Genomic DNA, 23434 nt, shown 5'->3' with positions numbered 1-23434 from the left:
CGAGCGCGGTGGTGGCCGCCAGGAGGCCGCGTCCGGCCGGGGTCTCCAGGCCGGGTGCCCGCACCAGCACGAGGTCGGCCCGCTTGGCGAGCTCGGCGAGGCTGCGTCGCATCTCCGCCGAGGCGGCGAGATGGCCGAAGTCGGCGACCTCCGCGCTCGCGGCCCGCCGGGGCCTGGTCGGGTGAAGGTGGTTGCGGAAGTGGCCGTCGGCGCGGAGGACGTCGTCGACCTCGGCCTCCTGACGCACCAGCTCCGAGATCGCGGCGACGACGGCGAGGTCGGTCAGGTCGATCGCGACGACCTCGTAGCGCGCTCGCGCGAACGCGTCGGCCAGTGCGGCGAAGGTCCGGACCTCGCCCTGCCGGGGAGCCGCCACCGCGACCACCGCGGGCCGGTCCGAGCCGACGGCGAGCACCACGGACCGCGTCTGGGCGATCACGTCGCTGTCGGCTCGGACCGGGGTGTGGACCACGCCCAGTGCCGGCACACCAGCCCCGTCGCGGTGGTCGAGGTCGGCCAGGTCGGCCAGGTCGCGGACGACGTCGGCTGCCGGGCGCCCGGCCCGGACCACCGCGAGCGAGAGCACCAGGAGCAGGCCGAGACCGCCGGCGGCGATGCCCGAGCGGACCGGATCCGCCCACGGACCGGCACCGACGAGCTGGCCGGGCGTGACCAGCTGGCCCGGGTCCAGGCCGACGGCCTGGGCGGCGGCCAGCTGGGCGCGCAGGGAGCTGATCTGGACGACCACCTCCTGGACCTGCTGCTCGATCAGCTCCCGCTCGGGGGCGTCCGGATCGAGCTCGTCGAGCTGCTTCACGGAGGCGTCCCGCTCGCTCTCGCGCAGGTCGACGAGCTCCTCGATCCGGGAGGTCCGCTCGTACACGGCCGACTCGGTGCGCGACCGGCGGAACTGGAGATAGACATCCGCGAAGGCCGACGCGCGGGCGACCGCGGTCGCGTCGTCGGGTCCGCGCGTGGTGATCTGCAGCAGCTGGGTGTTGGGCGGGACGGTGACGTCGACCGCGCTGAGCAGGTCGCTCGGTTCGCCCTTCTCCCCCAGCTGGTCGAGGACCGTGCGCGCCACCGCGTCCGAGCGCAGCACCTGGGCCTCGGTCTCGAGGTTGACGAGGTCGTCGCCGCGGCCGCCCGGGCTGTAGGCGTTGCCCTCCAGCGGGTGCACCATGATCACCGCCGTCGCGACGTGCTCGGTCTGGAGACGACGGGCCCACATCACGGCCGCGGATGCCGCGACCGCGGCCACCAGCATCGCGACGAGCGCGAGCCGAAGCATCCGGCGCTGTCCCATCGCACCTCCCACGTCGGTGTCGTCCCCACGACGACCGACCCACTATGCGCACGGCGTCGGTCCCGCGGCGGGCAGGTGGGCGGATACCCCCAATTTGTGGGATGGGCAGGCAGGACGGCGGCCCACCCGGGTTCAGGCGGACCCGAATCCTGCCCAATATCGGTCATGCCGGGAGCCGGGCCGGTTGACACGATCACAGCGCCCTCCGGACCGAGGGCCGTGCGAGTGCGGAGATGGGTGAGGCGGATGCGTAGAGCTACCACCAGTCGGAGTCAACCGGTCCCCAGCCGACGGTGGCGGCGCATCGCCCGGGCGGTGGTCCCCATCACCATCGCCGTGTTGATCGTCTCCGCACTCGCGCCAATCGCGTCCCTGACGCCCGCCGCCCGGGCCGCCTCCCCCGAGATCTCGTTCGTCGCCGCGGCCAGCTCGGCGGGCAACCGGACCTCCCACACCGTCCGCGTGCCGGCCGAGGTCCAGGCCGGTGACGTCCTGCTGCTCTCGCTGACGACGAACTCGACGGCCAGCACGATCGCCGACACGGTGACCGGCTGGACGGCGCTCGCCGCACGCGACGGCGACGGCATCCGCAGCCGGCTCTGGAGCCGTACGGCGAGCGCCGCCGACGCCGGCACCGCCGTCACCGTCACCACGAGCGCGTCGGCGAAGTCGGTGATGACGGTGGGCGCCTACCGCAGCACCGGCCTCGCCCCTGTCGTCACCGCCCTCGCCGACGGGTCCAACACGTCCGGCACCAGCCACGTCGCACCGGCCATCCCGGTCGGAGCCGCGGGCTCGTGGCTGGTCAGCATGTGGGCCGAGAAGTCCTCCACCGACACCACCTGGACGCTGCCCGCCGAAGTCACCGAGCGCGGCACGGCGGCCACCACCGGGGCGGGCAAGATCAGCGGCGTGTGGGGCGACGCGGGCGCCGCGGTCCCCACGGGCACGGCCGCCGCCCGGACCGCGACCACCAGCACGACAGCGTCGCGCAGCGCCACCTTCTCCGTCGTCATCGCCCCCGGCGACGCCGCCGACAACCCGCCGGACGCCGCTTTCACCGCGACCTGCAGCGGCCTGGTCTGCTCGTTCGACGCCTCCGGATCCAGCGATCCTGACGGCGACACCCTCGGTTACGCCTGGGACTTCGGCGACGGCAGCACCGGCACCGGACGCCTCCCCGAGCACACCTACGCCACCGCGGGGCCGCGGACCGTCACCCTCACCGTCACCGACGGCAGCCACCAGGACACCGCGAGCCACCAGGTCAGCCCGGACGTCGCCGTCACGGCCGGCCAGGTCACCTACGTCGCCGCCGCCAGCACCGCCGGCAATCGGCCCGGCCACTCGGTGACCGTCCCCGCCTCCGTCAAGCCGGGCGACCGCCTGGTCCTCTTCCTGGTCACGAACTCGACCACCGCGGCGGTCGACACCGCGCTGGCGGGCTGGGACCTGCTGCAGTCGCGCGACGGCAGCGGCATCCGGGGCCGCGCCTGGACGCGCAGCGCGACGGCGGCCGACGCGGGCCGCACGGTCACGGTCACGACCAGCACCTACGTGAAGTCCGTGATGACGGTGGCCGCCTACCGCAGCACCGGACCAGCCGTGGTCGGGGCGTCGGCGCTGGGGGGTACCGACGCCCCGTCCACCAGCCACACGACGCCGGGGGTCAGCGCGGCCCACGCCAACTCGTGGCTGGTCAACCTGTGGAGCGAGAAGTCCTCCACCGACACCGTGTGGACCCTGCCCGCCGGCACGCCGACGCGGACCCAGGCGGCCGCCACCGGCACCGGCAAGGTGAGCGGGATTCTCGGCGACTCCGACGGCCCGCTGCCGGTCGGGCCGCTGGGCGGCCGCACCGCCACCACCAGCACGTCGGTGTCGCGCGACATGCTCTTCTCGATCGTGCTCGACCCGGGCGTCGACGCGACGGCCACCAACGAGCCGCCGGTCGCCGACTTCACCACCGGATGCGCGGGCCTGACCTGCGAGGTCGACGCCGCGCACTCCTTCGACCCGGACGAGGACGACACGCTCACCTACTCGTGGCAGTTCGGCGACGGACAGAGCGCGACCGGCGTGAGCCCCGCCCACACCTACGCGACGCCGGGCACCCGCACCATCACGCTGACGGTCGACGACGGTCATGGCCACACCGACACGGCCACGAGCACCGCGACCGCGGTGCTGCCCGTCCCCCCGCCGGGTCACACCGCACTGGTGCCCGACGCGCCCCGCACCAACCAGCCCACCATCACCGGCGGTGAGATCTGGGACATCGAGGTCGTCGGCACCCGCGTCTACGTGGCCGGGACGTTCACCTCGATCCGGCAGCCGAACAACGGCACGATCGTCAACCAGGCCTTCCTGGCGGCGTACAACTGGAGCACCGGGCAGGTCGACACGGGCTTCCGGCCCATCTTCACCAACGGCAGGGTGGACGCCGTCGAGGCCTCCCCCGACGGCACCAAGCTCTACATCGGCGGCAACTTCGGAACGGTCAACGGCCAGCCGAAGAAGGCGATCGCGCGACTCAACCCGACGACCGGCGCGCCGATCGACGCCTTCACGGCCAACGCCAACGGCAAGGTCAACGAGCTCGCGGTCACCAACTCGACGGTGTACGCCGGCGGCCGGTTCAGCACGATCAACAACGTGCCCCGCGGCGCCCTCGCCGCACTCGACGGCGTGACCGGCGCACCCCGGACCGACTTCGTCAACGACATCACCGGCGGCATCGGCACCAACGGCGAGCTCGCCGTGCAGCGGCTGAAGCTCACCCACGACGAGGGGCGGCTGCTCGTGGTCCACACCGGACGGCAGGTCGACGGCAAGGACCGCTACGGCATCGCGATCATCAACACCCGCACCAACAGGCTGACGCCGTGGAAGACCACCCTGTGGGAGGACAACCTCCAGTTCGTGGGCGGCATCCAACGCATCTACGGCGGCGACATCGCGCCGGACGACTCCTACTTCGTCGTCACCAGCGGCTCCGGCGGCGACCGCCCGCCGATCAACGACACCGTGATCCGCTACGAGCTCGACGAGGACAGCGACGCGAAGCCGACCTGGATCTCCCGTCACTTCGACTCGGTCTACTCGGTGGCGGCGACCGAGGCCGGCATCTACATCGGCGGCCACTTCCAGTGGGCGGAGTCCGCGACCGCGCCGATCCCGTGGCCCGGCCTGGACGACGTCGGCTACGGCACCGGCCAGGGCCTCTCGGCGTACGCACTCGGTGACGCGGTCGTGAAGCGGTTCCACCTGGCGGCGATCGACCCGGCGGACGGCCATGCGCTGGAGTGGGTCGCGCCCTCCAACTCCTACGAGGGCGACAAGCACATCGAGGCGACGTCGCGGGGCCTCTTCGTCGGCGGCGACGGCAACACCAAGGGCAGCTACAACGTCGGGCGCATCGCGTTCTTCGACTTCGCCAGCGTGCCCGCACAGAACGGCACGCAGACCGTGATCACCGACCCGATCGAGGGCCGGATCAAGCCGATCGACGAGGCCTTCGAGATCACCGGCACGGCGACCGCCGCGAGCGGGATCCAGCGGGTCGAGCTCGAGATCATGGACCGCTCGTCGAACCGCTACCTCAACGACGACCTGACCACCTGGGGCGGCACCGCGACCAACACCTTCAACGCGGCCCTCGACCCCGGCACGGGTACGACGCGCACCTGGCGGCTGCCGGTCACCATGACCGCCAACCGGGAGCTCATCGTGCGGGCACGGGCCGTCGCAGGCAACGGCACGGCCGACAACACCAAGGCGGCGAAGAAGTTCGAGACCTTCGGGACGAGCGACCGGACGCCGACGTCCAGCATCACCGGACCGTCCAGTCCCCAGAGCCAGATGACCTTCACCATCACCGGCACCGCGGCCGACGACTTCGGCGTCAACGGCGTCAGCTTCACCCTGCGCGACACCCAGGGCCGCTACCTGCAGGACGACGGCACGGTGTCGGGCACCTACAACACCTTCCAGGTGACGCCCGACGTGGTCGGCGCGACCAGCACGACCTGGTCCTACGAGATCACCGTGCCCTTCGAGGACGAGTGGTGGGCCCAGTCGAGGTCCACGGACACCGCCGGCCAGTCCTCGCTCGACACCGGCGACCGGCGCTGGATCGTGACCGAGAACGGGCAGGCACCGACGGTCTCGATCACCCAGCCGGCCGGCATGGTGCCGCCGACGGCCGCGCAGCCGGTCACCGTCAGCCCCGGCAGCCCGATCACCTTCGCGGGGTCCGCGAACGACGACGAGTCGCTCAACGAGGTCTCGATCACGCTGCGCAACACCTCCACCGGGGAGCGGCTCGCCGCCGACGGCTCGTGGGGCACCAGCGTGATCGCGGGCTCCTACCGGGTCTCCCCGGTCAACCTCGACCAGGCGAGCTACAACTGGAGCTACACGACGCCCTTCAACCTCAGTCCCGGCAGCTACACGTTCACGGTCAGCGCGGAGGACCAGATCGGCCTGAACACGCCGTCCACCATGCAGGGACGACTCACCGTCAACGCCCAGATCCCCGGGGACGCCCCGCCGAACGCGACGATCACGCCGACCGGGACGATCACCGGCCAGCAGGTGCTCCAGCTGAACCTGACCGGGGCCGCCACCGACGACAAGGGCGTGGCCCGGGTCGGCGTCGCGATCCAGGACCGAGACACCAACCGGTACCTGCAGCCGGGCGGCACGCTGTCCGCAGCGTTCGCGACCCTCGACGCCACCCTGGCCAGCCCCGGTGCCACCAGCACGTCGTGGACGCTCGATGTCTCTCTGCCGACGCAGGGCGACTGGGCGGTGACGGCGTACGCCTTCGACACCGCGGGCCAGCAGGACCCGTCGACGACGGGAGCCACGTCGCGCTATCCGATCTACCCCGGCGACCAGCCGCCGGTGCTCAACGAGGCGCTGTTCAACCCGATCGAGGGCACGGAGTTCCTCGACGGCAAGATCTTCGTGAGCGGTCGCGCGGAGGACGACCAGGCGATGCAGCGGGTCGAGGTCGGGATCGTCAACTCGCTCGGCCAGTACATGAGCTCGAGCGGGACGTTCACCAGCACCACTGCCAGCTGGCGCACCGCCTTCCTCAACAGCCCCGGCACGCCCGGCTCCAACTTCTCCTACACCACCCCGGTCATCCCGCCCGGCACCTACACGGTGCAGGTGCGAGCCGTCGACCACCACAACTTCGTGAGCGTCGTCTATGAGCGCCACGTGACGGTGGTCCACCCGCCGAACAACCCGCCGGTGGCGAGCTTCACGGCGAGCTGCACCCGCAATGTGTGCAGCTTCGACGCCCGGGGCTCGACGGACGAGAACGCCCCGACGCTGACCTACTCCTGGAACTTCGGCAACGGCACGGGCAGCGGACCGGTCCCGACCCGGACCTACACCACGGCCAACACCTACACCGTGGTCCTCACCGCGCGCGACGAGTGGGGCGTCACCGCGACCGCCACGCAGACGGTGACGATCACGGTGCCCCCGGACAACCGGGCGCCGGTCCCGGTGCTGAACCCGCCGGCGTGCTCGGGACTGTCGTGCAACTTCTCGGCGGTGGGCTCCGCGGACCCGGACACGGGCGACGCGATCACCTACCGCTGGGACTGGGGTGACGGCACGCCGGTCACCACGACCGCCTCCTCAGCACACACCTTCCCTGCGGCCGGCAGCTACACCGTCACCCTGACCGTCACCGACGGGTGGGGGGCCGCGACGGCGACGACGCGCACGGTCGACGTGACCGCGCCATGAGACACGTGACCCCCGCGCCGGGGTGCCGGAACGGGGGCTGATATCACATCGGAGCCCCAATTTTGGGTACGTCGGGCCGTTGCTGAGTCCGAGAACGAGCGGCGGCGCATAATCGGCGCATGACCGGTCCCGATCCGGACCGTCAGCAGTTCCGGCGCCTGGGGGGGAAGGCGCACTCTCGGGCGGCCACTGGACGGTCGGCATCAGCTGAAGACGACCCCTCCGCGACGACGCACCTGGGATGGGCTGCACTGCTCACCGTCCTGTTGCTGCACCCCTACGCAGTCCTGCTGCTTCAGGGCGGACAGGTGGACCCCCTCGCCTCAGCGGGGAACATCTGCACGGTCCTGGCCGCTCTCGGACTGCTGGCCAGCGCCCTCGTCCTTTCCTTCGACGCCCGCCTCACCCAGTCCCGGATCCGAGCGAGGCTGGCGACCGCGGCCACCCTCGTCGCGGTCCAGGACCTGCCGCTCACGGTCGTCGCGATCACCGACCCGTCGCGGAGCGGGTTCAGCCACCGGATCACCGCCGGCCACCTGGTGACCATCCTGATCGTGCTGGCCGTCCTCTCGGACGGCGCGCGCCGTGACGAGCCGCCGCGGCTCAACCCGATGCTGGCCGGCCTCCTGCTGGGCTCGGTCGCCCTCGGCGGCCGGCTGGCCGTGCTCGCCGATCCGACGCCCTTCCTCACCGTGGGACATCCCGTCGATGTCGCGGTCCTCGTGGCCATCACCGTCCTCGTGGCCGCCGCGGTGCTCCAGGTGCTGCGCTCACCGTTGCCCCGGTGGGCCGCCCTGCGGGTCAGTGGCGCCATGTTCGTGCTGTTCGCGGCCCGACTGGGAGCCACGGCCGCAGAGGCGACCTCGCCACCTCCGGCTGTCATCGTCGGCGTCGTGGCCTGCAGCGCGCTCCTCGCGACCACGGTCACCAGCCTGCTGCTCTCGACGCTGCTCGCCACCCGCTCGCGGGAGGCGACCCTCCTGCTGCGCGCGACGGCAGCCGAGGCGACCGTGCAGCACGATCGTGAGGTCGTCCACGAGCTGCGCTCGGCGACCGCCGGGATCGTGGCCGGCGTCCAGCTGCTCGCCGGCGGCCGGGTCCCTCCCGGTCCCCGGCGCCGCGCGCTCGAGCAGATGGTCGGGACGGAGACCGCCCGCATGGGCCGGGCGTTCGACCAGGACGAGCCGGAGGAGCTGACCCGCCTGTGCGTCGATGACGTGGTGGAGCCGCTGGTCGTCGCGCAGGAGGCGCTCGGGCATCCGGTGGCCTGGCACCGCAGCGGGCATCACGTCGTCACCCGCCACGACGCGCTCAGCGAGGTGCTGCGGGTGCTGCTCGACAACGCGCGCCGACACGGTCACGGCCAGCGGACCACCGTGACCGCACGGCCCGTGGGCGACACCATCGAGCTGCGCGTCTCCGACTCGGGCCCGGGGATCGAGCCGCACCTCCACGACCGGATCTTCCATTGGGGCGTGCGCGGTACCAGCTCGCACGGGCAGGGCATCGGCCTGCAGCGGGCACACCGACTGATGCTCGAGCTGGGCGGATCCCTCGACCACGACCGGAATGCCGCCCAGTGGGGCGGCGCGACCTTCGTGGTCACCCTGCCTGCGGCGGAGCGGGGCACGGTGGCGACCGGGCCTGCCACCCTGATCGCCCCTGTACGGCGATCCGGCCCACGCTCCCCGAGCGCGGCCGCGGAGGTCGGCTGATGACGAAGGCCCCCGCGCGTCCGATGCGGATCGCGATCATCGACGACCACGTGCTGTTCGCCGAGTCCGTCGCCCTGACGCTGGAGAGCGAGGGCTACACGGTGCGGCGGATCGACCTGTCCGACCCACACGCCACGCCGGCGACCGTCCTCGCGACCGCCGTGCGCAGTGCGGTGCAGGTGGTGCTCCTCGATCTCGACCTCGGCCGGCTCGGCGACGGCATGCGCCTGATCTCACCGCTCGCCGCCGCGGGGATCGGGGTCGTGGTCGTCACCGGCAGTGGCGAGATGGCGCGTCGTGGCGAGTGCCTGCGCCGAGGCGCGAAGACGGTGCTGGTCAAGACCTGTCCGTTGCACGAGGTCGTCGCCACCGTACGACGCGCCCGCGACGGACTCACCCTGATGAGCCCGGACGAACGCCAGGCTCTGATCGCCCTCGCGCTCCAGGAGCGCGAAGAGGTCCGCGAGATCCGGACCCGGCTCGAGAGCCTCACCCGTCGCGAGATGGAGGTGCTCGGCGCGCTCATGGCCGGCGCGGCGGTGCGTGAGATCGCCCGGTCCAGCGTCGTCTCCGAGGCGACCGTGCGCACCCAGGTCAAGTCGATCCTCGCCAAGATGGAGCTGACCTCGCAGCTCGCCGTCGTCGGCGCGGCGTACCGAGTGGGTTGGCATCCGCCGCAGGGCTGATGGGCCCCGCTGATCGGCCCAGACTTGCCGTATTTGGGGCATGTCACGGCTGCGGCGCGTCCCTAGGGTCGGGAGCGCCCATCAAGCCGACCACCTCCAGGAGCGCGTCATGCGGGTGCTTCTCGTCTCCTCCTCAGGAGGCCATCTCGCCCAGCTGATGTGCCTGCGCCCGTGGTGGGAGAAGCACGACCGGCATTGGGTCACCTTCGACACCGCCGACGCCGTGGCGAAGCTCGAGGGCGAGGACGTCACCTGGGCCCACCACCCGACGACCCGCAACCTGCTCAACCTCGCCCGCAACTCCGTGCAGGCCCGCCGGGTGCTCCGGCAGCACGACCCGGACGTCGTCGTCTCCACGGGGGCCGCGGTCGCGGTGCCCTACTTCTGGCTGCGTCACCGCCGGCACACCTCGACGATCTATCTCGAGGTCTACGACCGGATCGAGACCCGCACCCTCACCGGCAAGCTGTGCCGTCCGGCCGCCGACCTGTTCTTGGTCCAGTGGCCCGAGCAGCAGCGCCTCTACCGCTCGTCGATCCTGCTCGGGGGACTGTGGTGACAGCAGCACAGCCGCCGCTCGTCGCGGTCTTCCTCGGCACCGACCACCACCGGTTCGACCGGCTGCTGGCCTGGGTGAGTTCCTTGCAGGAGGAGGGACTGTTCCGCTTCCACGTGCAGCACGGCTCCACCCCGCTGCCACCGCGGCTCGCCGGGAGCCCGTTGCTCGGTCCGGCGGCCATGGCCGACCTGCTCGACCACGCGAGCGCGGTCGTCACGCACGGCGGTCCGGGGTCGATCATGGACGCGCGGGAGCACGGCCACCTGCCGGTCGTCGTCCCCCGCGACCCGCGACACGGCGAGCACGTCGACGACCACCAGCAGCGGTTCGTGCGCTTCGTCGCGCGAACCGGCCTCGTCGTCGCGGCGTACGACGAGAGCGAGCTCGCCAGCCGCCTGTCCCTCGCCACACTCACCGGGCACGGGCCGAAGTCCGCCCACCACGCGACACCCACGCTCGCCCGGTTCGAGGTGCTCGTCGAGCGGCTCGTGCATCGATGACCGTCATCGCCGCCCGACCCGGCGGGCGTCCGACAGCCCGGCGGGCCACGACGCGGAAAGCACTCCCTCGCGCCGGGCAGGTGCTCGCGCTCACCGACGCGTCGGCGGCCATCCTCGTCGTGCTCGGCGCCACCGTCGTCGTGGACGCCGTCGCCCGGGTCGCACCTGCGTTCCTGTTCGTCCCGATGTGGCTGGCGGCCGTCGCGGCGACCGGCGACTACCGACTGCCCGGCCATCCGGGCGCCCGCTGCCGGCGCCTCGCGGTGGCAGCCCTGGTCCTGCCGACCGGCACCCTCCTGGTGGCGGACGCGGTGGGCTATCCGCTCTCGGCCGGCACCGTGACCGCCGTGTGCGTCATGACCGCGGGCCTCGGCGGGCTGGCGCGGGGCGCCGTCGCCGTGATCACCCGGCGCGGCGTCCACCTGCGCGGCGTGACCCATCGAGTCGTCGTGGCCGCCCGGGCGGACACGCTGCCGCTCCTGCTCGCCCGGCTCGGCGAGTCCCGGAGTCACCGCTTCGAGGTGGTCGGTGCCTGTGTGTCCGCCGACGCCGCCGACGCCGCCGACCCGCTGCCACCGGCGGGCGTTCCCGTCGTGAGGGGGCTGGCCGCCTGTGCGCCGACGGCCCGGGTCATCGGCGCGGACGCCGTGATCCTCGCCCCCGACCCGGCGACCTCGGCCGCCGACCTGCAGCGGCTGTGCTGGAGCCTCGAGGAGGCCGGCGTCGCCATCTTCGTCTGGACCGGTCTCCTCAGCTCGCCGGTCGGCCGCACCCGCCTCGACGTCGGCGAACAGCTGCCGCTGCTCCACCTCGGGGCGCCTCGGCGGCTCGGTCCCTCCCATTGCGTCAAGCACGCGCTGGACCGGACCGTCGCGGCGCTGGCACTGCTCGGCCTGGCTCCGCTGCTGCTCGCCCTGGCGATCGCCGTACGCCTCGACTCACCCGGCCCCGCGTTCTTCCGGCAGACCCGGGTCGGGCGCAACGACGTGCCCTTCACCATGTGGAAGCTGCGCACCATGTCGAGCGGCTTGGCCGGCGGTGCCACCAGCACCGACCTGGTCGACCTCAACGAGGCGAGCGGCCCCCTGTTCAAGATCCGCCGGGATCCCCGGGTGACGCGCGTGGGCCGGTGGCTGCGGCGCACCTCCCTCGACGAGCTCCCCCAGCTGATCAATGTGGTCCTCGGTCAGATGTCCCTGGTGGGCCCGCGTCCCGCGCTGCCGTGCGAGGTCGAGGCCTACCAGCCCGACGTGCGCCACCGCCTCGTCGTCCGGCCCGGAATCACCGGCCTCTGGCAAGTCTCGGGCCGGTCCGACCTGTCCTGGGAGGAGACCGTCCGGCTCGACCAGCAGTACGTCGACAACTGGTCGCTGCTCCTCGACGTCCGGATCCTCGTCCGCACCGCCCGGGCGGTTCTCAGCGGCCGCGGCGCCTACTGAGCCCCTCGAATTCACCGATATGGGTCATTCGCTCCATCAGCGGAAGGCGTGACATGGGACCCATGATCGCCCGCAGAACGACCGGGATCCTCCTCGCGGCGGGGATCCTCGCCACGACGCTCCTCCCAGGCACGACACCCCGACCGGCGCTCGCGGCGGACACGGGCAATGCCGCCCCGCAGTCGGGCCGGATCGTCGACGACGACCCGGCGGGCTTCACTCCGCACGTCATGGACGGCGATGTGTTCGCCATGGCCCGGGTCGGCGACACGATCGTCGTCGGTGGCACGTTCACCCGGGTCCGCAACGCGGGGAGCTCGACGGACATCCCCCGTCAGAACCTGTTCGCCTTCAACGCATTCACGGGCCAGGTGAGCACCACCTTCGCTCCCAACCCGAACGGGCGTGTCTACACCCTCGAGCCGACCGCGGACGGAACCTCGGTCTACATCGGCGGCGCCTTCACGAGCGCGACCTCGGCCGGCGCCCCGGTCTCGGTCAGCCGTCTCTACCGGGCCGACATCACGACCGGCGCCCGGATCGCCGCCTTCCAGCCGGGCTCGATCAACGGTCAGGTGCGAGACGTCTCGGTGACGGGCAACCGCCTGTGGGTCGCCGGGAAATTCACCCATCTGCAGGGCCGGCCCAGTCGCGCGCTCGGCACCCTCGACGCGACCACCGGCGAGCGCGACCCGTTCTACACCGCCGTCATCGCCGGCGTGCACCGCGGCACCACGACCAACGTGCAGAAGATCGCGACCGACCCCGCCAACGGGCGGCTCGTGGCGGTCGGCAACTTCGACACCGTCAACGGCGTTCGGCGGCACCAGTTCGCCGTCCTCGACATCGGCGGGCCCGCCCTGGCCCTCGCGAACCTGTACACGACCCAGTTCGAGTCGCCCTGCAGCACGTCGTTCGAGACCTATATGACCGACGTCGCGTTCTCTCCTGACGGCACCTTCTTCGTGATCTCCACGACCGGTGCGTACGGCGGCGCCACGGCCAGCCTGGCCGGCACCAGCGGCTGCGATGTCGTGGCCCGCTTCGAGTCCGGCGCCTCGGGCAGCAATGTCCGGCCCAGCTGGACGGCGTACACCGGCGGCGACACCACCTGGAGTGTCGAGGTCACCGACGATGTCGTCTACACCGGCGGGCACATGCGCTGGCAGAACAACCCCGCCCGCGGAGACTCCGCCGGACAGGGCGCGGTCTCCCGGCCCGGGATCGCGGCGCTCGACGTCGCGAACGGGATGCCCTACTCGTGGAACCCGACCCGCACCCTCGGCGCCGGGGTCCGCGACATGATCGCCACCCCCGAGGGCCTGTTCGTCGGGTCCGACACCGACGTGTTCGCCGGCGAGACCCATCGCAGGGTCGCGTTCGTCCCGCTGTCGTCGGGCGCGACGCTGCCCGCACGCCGGGTGGGCACCCTCCCCGGCGAGGTCTACCGGGTCGCCAGCGGCGGCTCCCAGCTCGTCCGCCTCGGCTTCGACGGGACCCAGGCGACCGCGCCGGCCGACGCCCCGAACGGAACCGGCTGGGGCACCGTCGTCGGCGCCTTCATGATCAACGGCGACCTCTACACGGCGTACGCCAACCGCGTGCTGAGCCGCCGCACCTTCGACGGCACGAGCTACGGTCCGGAGTCGATGGTCGCCACCGCTGACCAGCTGACCTACCAGAGCGACTGGCACGCCGGCGACATCCCGGTGCTCACCAGCCTGTTCTACGACCGCGGCTGGCTCTACTTCACCAAGTCGGGCTCGTCGCAGCTCCACCGCCGCGCCTTCGAGGCCGAGTCCGGAGTGGTGGGCCAGCAGCGCTTCTCGGTGCCGTCGGTCACGGGCGTGAGCTACAGCGCCGTGCGGGGGGCGTTCGTGGCCGACGGGAGGCTGTGGTTCGCCCGGTCCGACGGCTCGCTGAACCGCGCCGACTGGGGAGCCCACGGCGCCGTCGGCAACACCGCGGCCCTGATCGCGGCGGCGGGGTCGGGATGGGCGTCCCGGGCACTGTTCCTCTACCAAGGACCCTGACCCGGGTGTCAGCCGCCGACACCGGTGCCGCTCTCGGGGCTACGGTGGAGTGAGCGGCCGATCGACCCGAGACCGCTCCGGCCCGAAGGGCGGCATCATGCGGACGATGGCGCAGATCCTCACCGCCATCACCACGCGCGGAGAAGCCGATCGGCCGCTGCCCGAGTTGCTGTGCGTCGAGTGCGCCCACGCGCTCAGCGTGGCCGCCGTGGCGATGACGCTGATGAGCGAGGCCGGCCACCAGGCGGTGATCGGATCGTCGGGACCGCTGGCCTCTCGGCTCGAGGAGATCCAGTTCGACCTGGGCGAGGGCCCCGGCCTGGAAGCCTCCCGTGCCCAGCACACCATCGCCCACGACGACCTCACCGGGGCCGTCCTGACGCCGTGGCCGAGCTTCGCCTCGGCGGCACTCGCGGAAGGGATCGTCGCGGTGACCGCCGTACCACTGCGGCTCTCCGGCGTCGGGCTCGGCAGCCTGTGCGTGTACCGCTCGTCGCGCGGACCCCTGGACCAGCACCGTACGGCCACGACCCACGCCTACGCCGGCGCCGCCGTGGGGATCCTCGTCCATCTTCAGGATCAGATGTGGCCCGAGACGCTCCATCCCGACCTCGACGAGCCGATGGTCTACCGCGCCGTGGTCCACCAGGCGACGGGCTTCTTGGCGGTGAAGGCCTCGGTCGGCACGGTCGACGCGCTGCTGCTCCTGCGTGCCCACGCCTTCGCGACGGACCAGGCTCTGGTGCACATCGCGCGCGAGGTCCTCTCGGGTCGACTGCGCCTCCACCCCGAGGCTGACGATGACTGATCACAGCATTGACCACGGCATGGGCCACGGCATGGGCCACGGCACCGCACGCCGGCGCCTGTCCACGATCCCGGAAGGAGCGCGCCGCCATGGCGAGTGAGCAGCGGCTGACCCAGGTCTTCGTCGAGCTCGCCGACACCCTGATCGACGAGTTCGACGCGCTCGACTTCTTGTCGACGCTCACCGAGCGGACGGTCGAGCTCCTGGCCGCCGACGCCGCCGGCGTGATCCTGACCGCCGCGCACGGCGTGCTGCATGTGGTCGCCTCGACGAGCGATCGGGCCCAGGTCCTCGAACTCCTCGAGCTCCAGAACGACGAGGGTCCCTGCCTCGACTGTCTCGCGACCGGTCGCGCCGTGGTCAACGTCCCGTCCGACCGGTTCCGTGCTCGGTGGCCCCGGTTTAGCGCCGCCGTGGAGGAGGTGGGCTTCCGGTCCGCGCACGCCATCCCGCTGCGCCTGCGCAACTCCGTCGTCGGCGCGATGAACCTCTTCTGCCATGCCGACTCGCCCCTGAGTGACGGCGATCTGGCGGTAGGCCAGGCCCTGGCCGACGTCGCGACCATCGGGCTCCTCCAGGAGCGTGCGGTCCGGCAGGCCGGACTGATCGCCGAGCAGCTCCAGACCGCTCTCGACAACCGGGTGCTCATCGAGCAGGCCAAGGGAGTGCTGATGGCGTCCGCCGGGATCGACGTCGACGACGCCTTCCAGCTGATGCGGGCCTACAGCCGCCGCCACCGTCAGGCGGTCAAGGACGTGGCTCGACGCGTCGTCGAGCGGAGGCTGACCGAGGCGGATCTCCGACGCTCCTGAGCGCGCTCCGTCGAGGACCTTCCCCCTGGCGAACCCCCTGGTGAATCCGGCTGCCTGCTGGTACACAGGTGGTGAAGCCGCCCTGCCCCCGCGAGACGTCATCGACGCACGCCCAGGGGTGGACATGGAGGATCATTTCGACTCGCGGCCCGCGGCCCTCTCAGGTTCGGTCGTGCTCGGGTCGAGACGTCCGGGCACGCCCTCGCGCGCGATGCGGATCACGATCATCGATCACCACCTGACCTTCGCCGACTCGCTGGCGACGATCCTGGAGCAGGAGGGCTACCTGGTCACTCCTCTGCGGCTCGGCCCGTCGCACGCCTCGCTCACCACCGTCCTCGCCGCCGCGTTGCGCAACGCCGGGCGGCTGGTCCTGCTCGAGCCGGACCTGGGACGGCTCGGCGACGGCACGCGCCTGATCTCGCCGATGACGACGGCCGGCGCCACGGTCGTCCTGCTCACGCAGTCCGTCGACCGGTCCCGGTGGGGCGAGGCCGTCCGGAAGGGCGCCAAGGGCGTCCTGCACAAGACCTGTTCGGTCCGGCAGGTGGTGTCCATCGCTCGCCGCGTCGGGGAGGGACTGCCGCTGATGACCCCCGAGCAGCGGGCGAGCCTGATCGCCGCGGCCGAGACGGAGCGAGAGCAGGTCCGCGCCATCCGCAGCCGTCTCGGTCGACTGACCGCCCGCGAGTCCGAGATCCTCGACGCGCTCATGCACGGAGAGCAGGTCCGCGAGATCGCGCGCACACGTGTGGTCGAGGAGGCGACCGTTCGCAGCCAGGTCAAGTCGATCCTGTCCAAGCTCGAGGTCGGCTCGCAGATCGCGGCCGTCGGCGCCGCCTACCACGTGGGCTGGGAGCCGACGCGCGCGCGAGGGGGCGAAGGCCGCTAGCCGTTCCTCGGTCGCTGGTCGGCCGCGCGTCGGGAACGCGAACCGCCCCTGGCCCGCGTCTCCGCGAGCCAGGGGCGGTTCTCATGCCGTGGCAGGTGAAGGATTCGAACCTTCGAAGGCAAAGCCGACGGATTTACAGTCCGCTCCCATTGGCCGCTCGGGCAACCTGCCTCGGGTTTGTGACCCGGGCCGCCGTTTGGCGACCGGACCACGACGCGAAACAATAGCGCAGCAGTCCCTCCCAACCGAAAACAGCGAAGGTGACATCCCATGGCCGACTCCTCCTTCGACATCGTCTCCAAGATCGACCGCCAGGAGGTCGACAACGCCCTCGGACAGACGGCGCGGGAGATCTCGACCCGCTTCGACTTCAAGGGCACGGGCGCGACGATCGAGTGGAAGGGCGAGCACGCGATCGAGATCAGCGCCTCCGCCGACGACCGGGCCAGCGCCGTACTCAGCGTCTTCCAGGACAAGCTGATCAAGCGCAACCAGTCACTGAAGATCCTCGACGCCTCCGAGCCGCGCCAGTCCGGCCAGGTCTCGAAGATCTCGATCACCCTCAAGGAGGGGATCAGCTCCGAGGACGCCAAGAAGGTCTCCAAGCTGATCCGCGACGAGGGTCCCAAGGGCGTCAAGGCGCAGATCCAGGGCGACGAGCTGCGGGTCTCCTCCAAGAAGCGCGACGACCTCCAGGCCGTCCAGGCCCTCGTCAAGGCGCAGGACTACGACTTCGCGGTGCAGTTCACCAACTACCGCTGACGCCGCTCGGCCGGTCGGTCGGTCGGTCGGCGCGGTTTCATCACGGGATGTAGCCGAACAGTCACTCCTGCAGCGGAGCTCCGCACGGGGAGCGACGCTTCGCCTACATCCCGTGGTGAAACCGCCCCCGGACGGTTCCAGCTCGCCTCCCAGGCCGCCCCCGTGACCAGATCCGAGGCCGCCTCGTTTTCTTTACCGAAGGCTGTCGACAAAACGACCCCCGACCGCCGAACCCGGGCCTATAGTCCCAAAAGGTGCAACCGAAGGGGGGTTGCGCCGCATACGGGGAACTGCTACCGGACAAGCCGGTGGCTCTGGGTTTGACGTGTCGGAGTGGTCCTGGCGCCGCTCTCGGGCCGCCACGTCGTGGGGGTAGATCGGCATGTCCAATTTCAGGCGAGTCGGCACGCAGCGGCGAGGCTCCGGGGCGCACAGGCGACCCACGTCCTCCCACAGACAACGGATGTGGCGAGGCTTGGTCATCGCCACGGCGATGGCCTGCGTCTCGGTCGCGGTTCCGGCGACCTCGGCTCCCGCCGCCGCACCGGCGCGCGTCGCCTCCGTCGCGGCATTGGGCGTCATCGGGGGCTTCGAGATCGACGGCGACACCGCCGTCACGACTCCGGGCAACTTCGACTGGGACAACGCCGGCCAGCACCTCCCCGACGGCGCTGACGACGGCACCCAGTACAACAACGAGAAGGAGTTCGACCACCCGTCGACCTGGGACAACGCGATCGCCATCGCCCCCAAGAAGGACGACTTCACCGACGCCTGGGTCCACCAGAACACCGTCGGCGGCGACGTCTTCGCCTACTTCGCCTTCCGGCGCGCGGCCAACGAGGGCACGGTGAACTACGACATCGAGTTCAACCAGCTCGACAACTCGACGAACCTCCCCGCCCGGCCGGTCCGCTCCGTCAACGACCTGATGATCGACGTGCAGCAGGGTGGCAACGGCGGCTTCGAGATCACCCACGCCTACCTGTGGACGCTGAAGTCCAGCTCTTCCTGGGGCAACAACTGCACCGAGGTCGCCAACCCCGCCTACAACCCGCCTGCCGGCTGGTGCGAGGTCGCCGTCCCCACCGGCGCGTTCGAGGGCGCGATCAGCGCGGACAAGCTCTTCGGCGAGGGCGCCCTGAACCTCTCGGCCCTCTTCCCCGCCGGCACCTGCTCCAACGAGTACGGCACCGTCAACATGCGCTCGCGCAGCTCCAGCTCGCCGAGCGCTTCCCTCACGGACTACGTGGTGGCGGACGTCAACGTCCCCTCCACCTGCGGCAAGCTCACGATCAACAAGCGCGACCCGCAGGGCAACCCGGCACCCGGGGCCACCTTCTCCATCAGCCCCAACCCCACCCCGGCGCCGGGACCCCAGACGGGATCGCTGAGCGTGACCGACGGCGGCGCGGGCGACGCTGACAACGCCGCGAACGGCGTCATCGTGATCAACCCGGTCGAGCCCGGGACCTACACCGTGACCGAGACGGCACCGCCGACCGGCATGCTGCTGCCGCCGGTCGCCGACCGGACCCAGCAGGTCATCGTCGGCCAGGCCGGCAGCGTCACGATCAACTTCTCCGACCCGCACAAGTGGCTCCCGCCGACGATGACGAAGACCGCGGCTGCGACGTACGCCGCCAGCTACGACTGGACGATCGACAAGACGGTCGACAAGGGTGAGTGGAACGTGCCCGAGGGCACGTCGGCGACGCCGAACTACACCGTCACCGTGACCGCCGGGCCCGAGCAGACCAGCAACTACGTCGTCAAGGGCGACCTGAGCATCGACAACCCCAACCCCCGCTCGATGACGGTCACCGTCACCGACGTGCTCTCCGACAACACGGCATGCACGGTCGCCGGCACCGACGCGGACGCCGGCACGGCCGGTCAGCAGCGCACCCTCGCCGCCGGTCCGACCACGCTCGGCTACACCTGCACCTACGCGGCGCAGCCGGCCAGCCTCGTCGGCACCAACACCGCGACGCTGACCTGGAGCCGCGCGACGTACCCGCAGACCCAGAGCGATGTCGACGACCCCGCCAACGCCCCGCAGGGCACCGCGAGCGCGACGAAGGACTACACCTTCGAGCGCACCAGCCGCACCGACGAGACCGTCGACGTCACCGACACGCGCAAGGGCAGCCTCGGCACCCTGTCGTGGGACGACGTGTGGGCGATGGCGAACCACCAGAAGGTCTTCAGCTACCCGCTGACGTTCGCCGGTACGCCGGGCAAGTGCACGACGTACGACAACACCGCGACGGTCACCGAGATCGACTCCGACACCGATCGCGACGACGGCGCGTCGGTGACGGTCTGCGTCGGACGTGACCTGACGGTCTCGAAGTCCGTCGGCGTGGCCTACGACCGCACCTACAACTGGGCGCTCGACAAGTCCGGTCCGGCCAGCGTCTTCGTCGGCGACGACGGCAAGACCACGGTCGACTACAAGATCGACGTCGAGGCGCTGCCGACGACCGACTCGCAGCCGACCCTCGCCGGCGAGATCACCGTCAACAACCCGAACGACTGGGACGTGACGGCCGACGTGACCGACGTCTTCACCCTCAACGGCGAGGACGTGACCTGCGTCGTCACCGACGGCGACGACGCGGTGATCCCGAAGAACGACAAGCTCGTGCTCGCCTACACCTGCACGCTCGAGGCGGGATCGTGGCCGGACAACTACCAGGGCACGAACACGGCCACCGCCACCTGGGACAAGGCCGCGTTCTTCTCGCCCAGCGGCACCGCGAGCGGCAACAACACGGTCGAGGACAGCGAGACCACCGAGACGCCGGCCAACAAGGTCATCGACCTGACCGACGCCATCACGAAGGCCGGCGGCGACCCGACGACCGTGACGCTCGACCCGTCCCAGCTCAACTGGGTCGACGTGTGGAACAGCAACGCCGAGCACACCGTCACGATCGACGCCTCCGTCCAGCTCGACACCGGGCTCGCAGCAGGCGCGTGCACGACGTACGCCAACAAGGCCTCCATCACCGGCACCGACATCTCCGACACGGTCACCACCGAGGTGTGCCGCCCCGAGATCACCAAGTCGGTGAAGGCGGAGTACGGCCGCACCTACAAGTGGCTGATCGACAAGACCGTCGACAAGAGCTCGGTCGAGATCGGCCCCGACGGCACCGCGACGTTCCACTACAGCGTCACCGTGACCCCGAACGGATTCACCGACGGCACGTCGACCTGGACCGGCACGATCTCGGTCGAGAACCCGTCGGCCACGAAGGCACTGACCACGACGGTGACCGACGTCTCCGGCGTCGCGGGCTGGACCTGCACCATCTCCGGCGACGCGACCATCACGGTCGACCCCGGCAAGACGACCGACGTCGCCTACAGCTGCACCGGTGATCCCACCACCCACCCGGACGGCACGAACACCGCCAAGGCGACCTTCGGCGACAAGTCGGTGAGCACCGTGGTGGACGTGACCTTCGCCAAGGTCTCCGACGTCAACAAGACGATCACCGTGACCGACCCGAACGCCCCCAACCCGCCGTACACCGACGGCGTCCTCGGCACCGCCGACTGGAGCGACGGCGCGAAGAAGTTCGAGTACGACTGGACGGCACCGGACGGCACGCTCGGCGTCTGCACGCCGTACGACAACACCGCCACCATCAAGGAGACGGCCCAGACCGACACCGTGGAGGTGCAGGTCTGCCGTGAGGCTCCCCTGAAGGTGACCAAGGACGCGGCCGGCACGTTCGACCGCCTCTACAAGTGGAAGATCGCCAAGGCGGCGGACGAGACCACCGTCGAGATCCGTGACGGCCAGAGCTACGACTTCCACTACACCGTCGACGTCACCAAGGACGGCTTCGTCGACTCCGGCTGGGAGGCACACGGCGAGATCACCGTGCACAACCCCAACACGTACGACGACGGCGGCATCGTCGCCGACGTCACCGACCAGCTGTCCGGCGTGACCGGCGGCGTCTGCACCGTCACCAACGGCAACGACGTCGACCTCGCCCCGGGGGCCAAGGTGGTGCTCGGCTACGCCTGCACCTTCGCGACCCAGCCCGCGGCGTACACCGGCACCAACACCGCGACGGCGAGCTGGACCGACCCGGATGACGAGGACGCGACCGCCACCGGCACCGCGCCCCTGACCCTCCTGGTCGACCAGGAGACCAACAAGTCGGTCGACGTGGTCGATGACAAGACCGTGCCCGGTGCGAGCACCCCGCTCGGCACCACGACCTGGGACAGCGGCCCGTTCAAGTACACCTACACCGTGAACAAGACCGGTGTCGCCGGCACGTGCACGACGTACCCGAACATCGCCACCATCCAGCAGACCGACCAGACCGCCACCGACAGCGTCGAGCTCTGCGTCGTCCAGACGCCGAGCGCGGCTCCGGAAGTGGCCGGGGGCTTCGACCGCACCTACCCGTGGTCGATCGCGAAGGAGGCCGACCAGACCCAGATCCAGGCCGGCGCCGACGGGAAGGCCACCATCAACTACAAGGTCTCGGCAACGCCCGGGACGCCGACCGACGACGGTTGGAGGGCCTCGGGCTCGGTCGACGTGACCAACCCGAACGACTTCAAGGACCTCTCCGCCGAGGTGTCGGTGACGCTCTCGGTCGGCTCTCCCGCCACCTGCGTCGCCGAGGGCTCGCCCGTGACCGTGCCGGCCGGGAAGACCGTCACCGTGCCGATCACGTGCACCCTGGCCGACAGTGGGTACGTCGACGGGACGGCCACGGTCTCCATCGCCTGGGCACAGGGCTCGCCCGTCGTGGCCCAGACGCCGGTCGCCTTCCTCGTGGGCACCGAGACCAACCGCGAGGTCACCGTCACCGACGACAAGGCGGGCACCGTGGGCGCCCCCGCGACGCTCGGGACGGCGACCTGGAACGCCGAGGGCACGCCGACCACGTTCGGCTACGCGCTCACGCTTCCTGCGGTCGCCGGCCAGTGCAAGACCTACACCAACACGGCCACCATCGTGGAGACCCAGCAGAAGGCGCCCGAGCAGGTGACGGTCTGCATGCCGGGTCAGGTCGGCGGCGAGCGGCTCTCGCTGCAGGCCGGCGTCAAGGCGGCCTGCGTCACGCCGCGGTACGGCGAGGCGCTGGTGACGGCCGTCAACGCGAGCACCTCGACCATTCCGGGCACGGTCCGGATCCGCGCGGGCAAGAAGAAGGGCAAGAAGATCACGCGCACCGTGGTGCTGCAGCCGGGCGAGACCCGCAACGTGCACCTCACCGGGCTGCGGATCGGCTCCGTCGTGCGGGTCACCTCCGAGGGTGGCGGCCAGCTGGCGAAGGCGAAGGTGAAGGGTGGCTGCAAGGTCGCCGCGGTCGCACCCGTCACCGGTCAGCGCACCGCGTGGGCCGGCGGCCGGCTGGTCGTGCCGTCGAGCGGGGTCGCCGCCCAGATGCGGGCGACCATGACCCCGCGGGTGCCGCTCAACCCGACGGCCCTCGGCCAGGCGTTCTTCTGGCGGGGCGACGGTGAGCCCGGCGGTTCCGGCTCGGTCCTGGTCGCGCTGCACTCCAACCGCAGCGGCTGGGCGGCGGGCAACCGGCTGCCGAGGCTGCGCAAGGGTGCGACGGTGCAGGTCGAGCTCGCGTCGGGCAAGGTGCTGACCTACCGGGTCACCCGAGCCATCGCCAAGGCGCCGCTCAACCTCTCCGAGAAGAAGATGTCGAAGCTGCAGAGCAACCTCGGTCCCTCGCAGATCGTGCTGACCACCTGCAACCGGTGGGCCCTCGGCCCGGGAGGGAAGTACCGCTACCGCAGCCTGGCGTTCGCCAAGCTCGTCGGCTGAGAGCTCAGCCGATCCGACACCGGGTCCCGGTCGCCGAACGGCGGCCGGGACCCTGTCCGTTCACCCCGTCGAGCTCGTCATCCGGTCGACGACGTACTCCGCGATCGCGAGGCTGGAGGTCGCCGCCGGAGACGGGGCGTTGCGGACGGCGGTGACGCCGTTCGCCTCGTGGATGACGAAGTCGTCGACGAGGGAGCCGTCCGGCCCGACCGCCTGGGCGCGCAGGCCGAGGCCGGCCCGGACGACGTCGTGCGGACCGATGGCCGGGACGTAGCGCTGGGCGCCGCGCATGTAGGCCGTGCGCGACAGGACGCCGCGCAGCTCGGAGACGC

The 23434-nt window shown here is 71.2% G+C and carries 13 protein-coding genes, 1 tRNA gene and 1 pseudogene; 12 read left to right on the top strand and 3 right to left on the bottom strand.

Features of this window, described 5'->3' with window-relative positions:
• A partial coding sequence (locus FHP29_RS22995; RefSeq protein ID WP_240044622.1) for a YveK family protein occupies window positions 1–1306 on the bottom strand: 1306 nt, incomplete at its 3' end.
• A gap of 339 nt (window positions 1307–1645) precedes the next feature.
• Between FHP29_RS22995 and FHP29_RS19520 the strand changes: the two genes are divergently transcribed.
• The 10 genes from FHP29_RS19520 to FHP29_RS19475 all read left to right on the top strand — a co-directional run bounded on the left by FHP29_RS19520 (window position 1646) and on the right by FHP29_RS19475 (window position 16519).
• On the top strand, window positions 1646–7075 hold the full coding sequence (locus tag FHP29_RS19520) for a PKD domain-containing protein (RefSeq protein WP_139624532.1): 5430 nt from the start codon (window positions 1646–1648) through the stop codon (window positions 7073–7075).
• A 308-nt stretch (window positions 7076–7383) separates the two neighbouring features.
• Window positions 7384–8790 (top strand): sensor histidine kinase, encoded by a 1407-nt coding sequence (locus FHP29_RS19515; protein WP_139624531.1) that lies wholly within the window; start codon window positions 7384–7386, stop codon window positions 8788–8790.
• A complete protein-coding gene (locus FHP29_RS19510; RefSeq protein ID WP_240044621.1) occupies window positions 8790–9476 on the top strand; it encodes a response regulator in 687 nt (228 codons plus the stop codon). Before FHP29_RS19515 ends, FHP29_RS19510 begins: the two co-directional genes overlap by 1 nt.
• A 109-nt stretch (window positions 9477–9585) precedes the next feature.
• Window positions 9586–10035, top strand: a complete 450-nt coding sequence (locus FHP29_RS19505; RefSeq protein WP_139624530.1) for a glycosyltransferase family protein — start codon at window positions 9586–9588, stop codon at window positions 10033–10035.
• On the top strand, window positions 10032–10535 hold the full coding sequence (locus FHP29_RS19500; RefSeq protein ID WP_139624529.1) for a glycosyltransferase: 504 nt from the start codon (window positions 10032–10034) through the stop codon (window positions 10533–10535). Before FHP29_RS19505 ends, FHP29_RS19500 begins: the two co-directional genes overlap by 4 nt.
• Window positions 10532–11974, top strand: a complete 1443-nt coding sequence (locus FHP29_RS19495) for a sugar transferase (RefSeq protein WP_139624528.1) — start codon at window positions 10532–10534, stop codon at window positions 11972–11974. Before FHP29_RS19500 ends, FHP29_RS19495 begins: the two co-directional genes overlap by 4 nt.
• Before the next feature lie 62 nt (window positions 11975–12036).
• Window positions 12037–14007 carry a hypothetical protein gene (locus tag FHP29_RS19490; RefSeq protein WP_139624527.1) on the top strand — a complete coding sequence of 657 codons (1971 nt, stop codon included), beginning with the start codon at window positions 12037–12039 and terminating at the stop codon, window positions 14005–14007.
• A gap of 106 nt (window positions 14008–14113) precedes the next feature.
• Entirely contained in the window at window positions 14114–14815 is a 702-nt protein-coding gene (locus FHP29_RS19485; protein WP_139624526.1) for an ANTAR domain-containing protein, read from the top strand.
• Between the two features lie 89 nt (window positions 14816–14904).
• Window positions 14905–15627: a GAF and ANTAR domain-containing protein gene (locus FHP29_RS19480; protein WP_139624525.1), complete on the top strand. Its 723-nt coding sequence runs from the start codon at window positions 14905–14907 to the stop codon at window positions 15625–15627.
• Window positions 15628–15799: 172 nt separating this feature from the next.
• The gene (locus FHP29_RS19475; RefSeq protein WP_158296650.1) at window positions 15800–16519 is read left to right on the top strand and encodes a response regulator transcription factor; all 720 of its coding nucleotides are present in this window, start codon (window positions 15800–15802) and stop codon (window positions 16517–16519) included.
• A gap of 89 nt (window positions 16520–16608) precedes the next feature.
• Here the strand turns inward: FHP29_RS19475 and FHP29_RS19470 are convergent.
• Window positions 16609–16690: transfer RNA gene (locus FHP29_RS19470), tRNA-Tyr, on the bottom strand.
• A 99-nt stretch (window positions 16691–16789) separates the two neighbouring features.
• On the opposite strand from FHP29_RS19470, the gene FHP29_RS19465 reads away from it, so the two are divergent.
• Window positions 16790–17281, top strand: a complete 492-nt coding sequence (locus tag FHP29_RS19465) for a YajQ family cyclic di-GMP-binding protein (RefSeq protein WP_139624523.1) — start codon at window positions 16790–16792, stop codon at window positions 17279–17281.
• A gap of 463 nt (window positions 17282–17744) precedes the next feature.
• On the top strand, window positions 17745–23102 hold the full coding sequence (locus FHP29_RS19460) for a sortase domain-containing protein (RefSeq protein ID WP_139624522.1): 5358 nt from the start codon (window positions 17745–17747) through the stop codon (window positions 23100–23102).
• A gap of 60 nt (window positions 23103–23162) precedes the next feature.
• Here the strand turns inward: FHP29_RS19460 and FHP29_RS22990 are convergent.
• Window positions 23163–23434: pseudogene (locus FHP29_RS22990) on the bottom strand (L-2-hydroxyglutarate oxidase); the annotation flags it as partial.

This window comes from Nocardioides albidus (genome assembly GCF_006335005.1).
GTDB lineage: Bacteria > Actinomycetota > Actinomycetes > Propionibacteriales > Nocardioidaceae > Nocardioides > Nocardioides albidus.
Note: the sequence above shows the minus strand (reverse complement) of the source record. Positions and strands in the feature narration are given on the sequence as shown.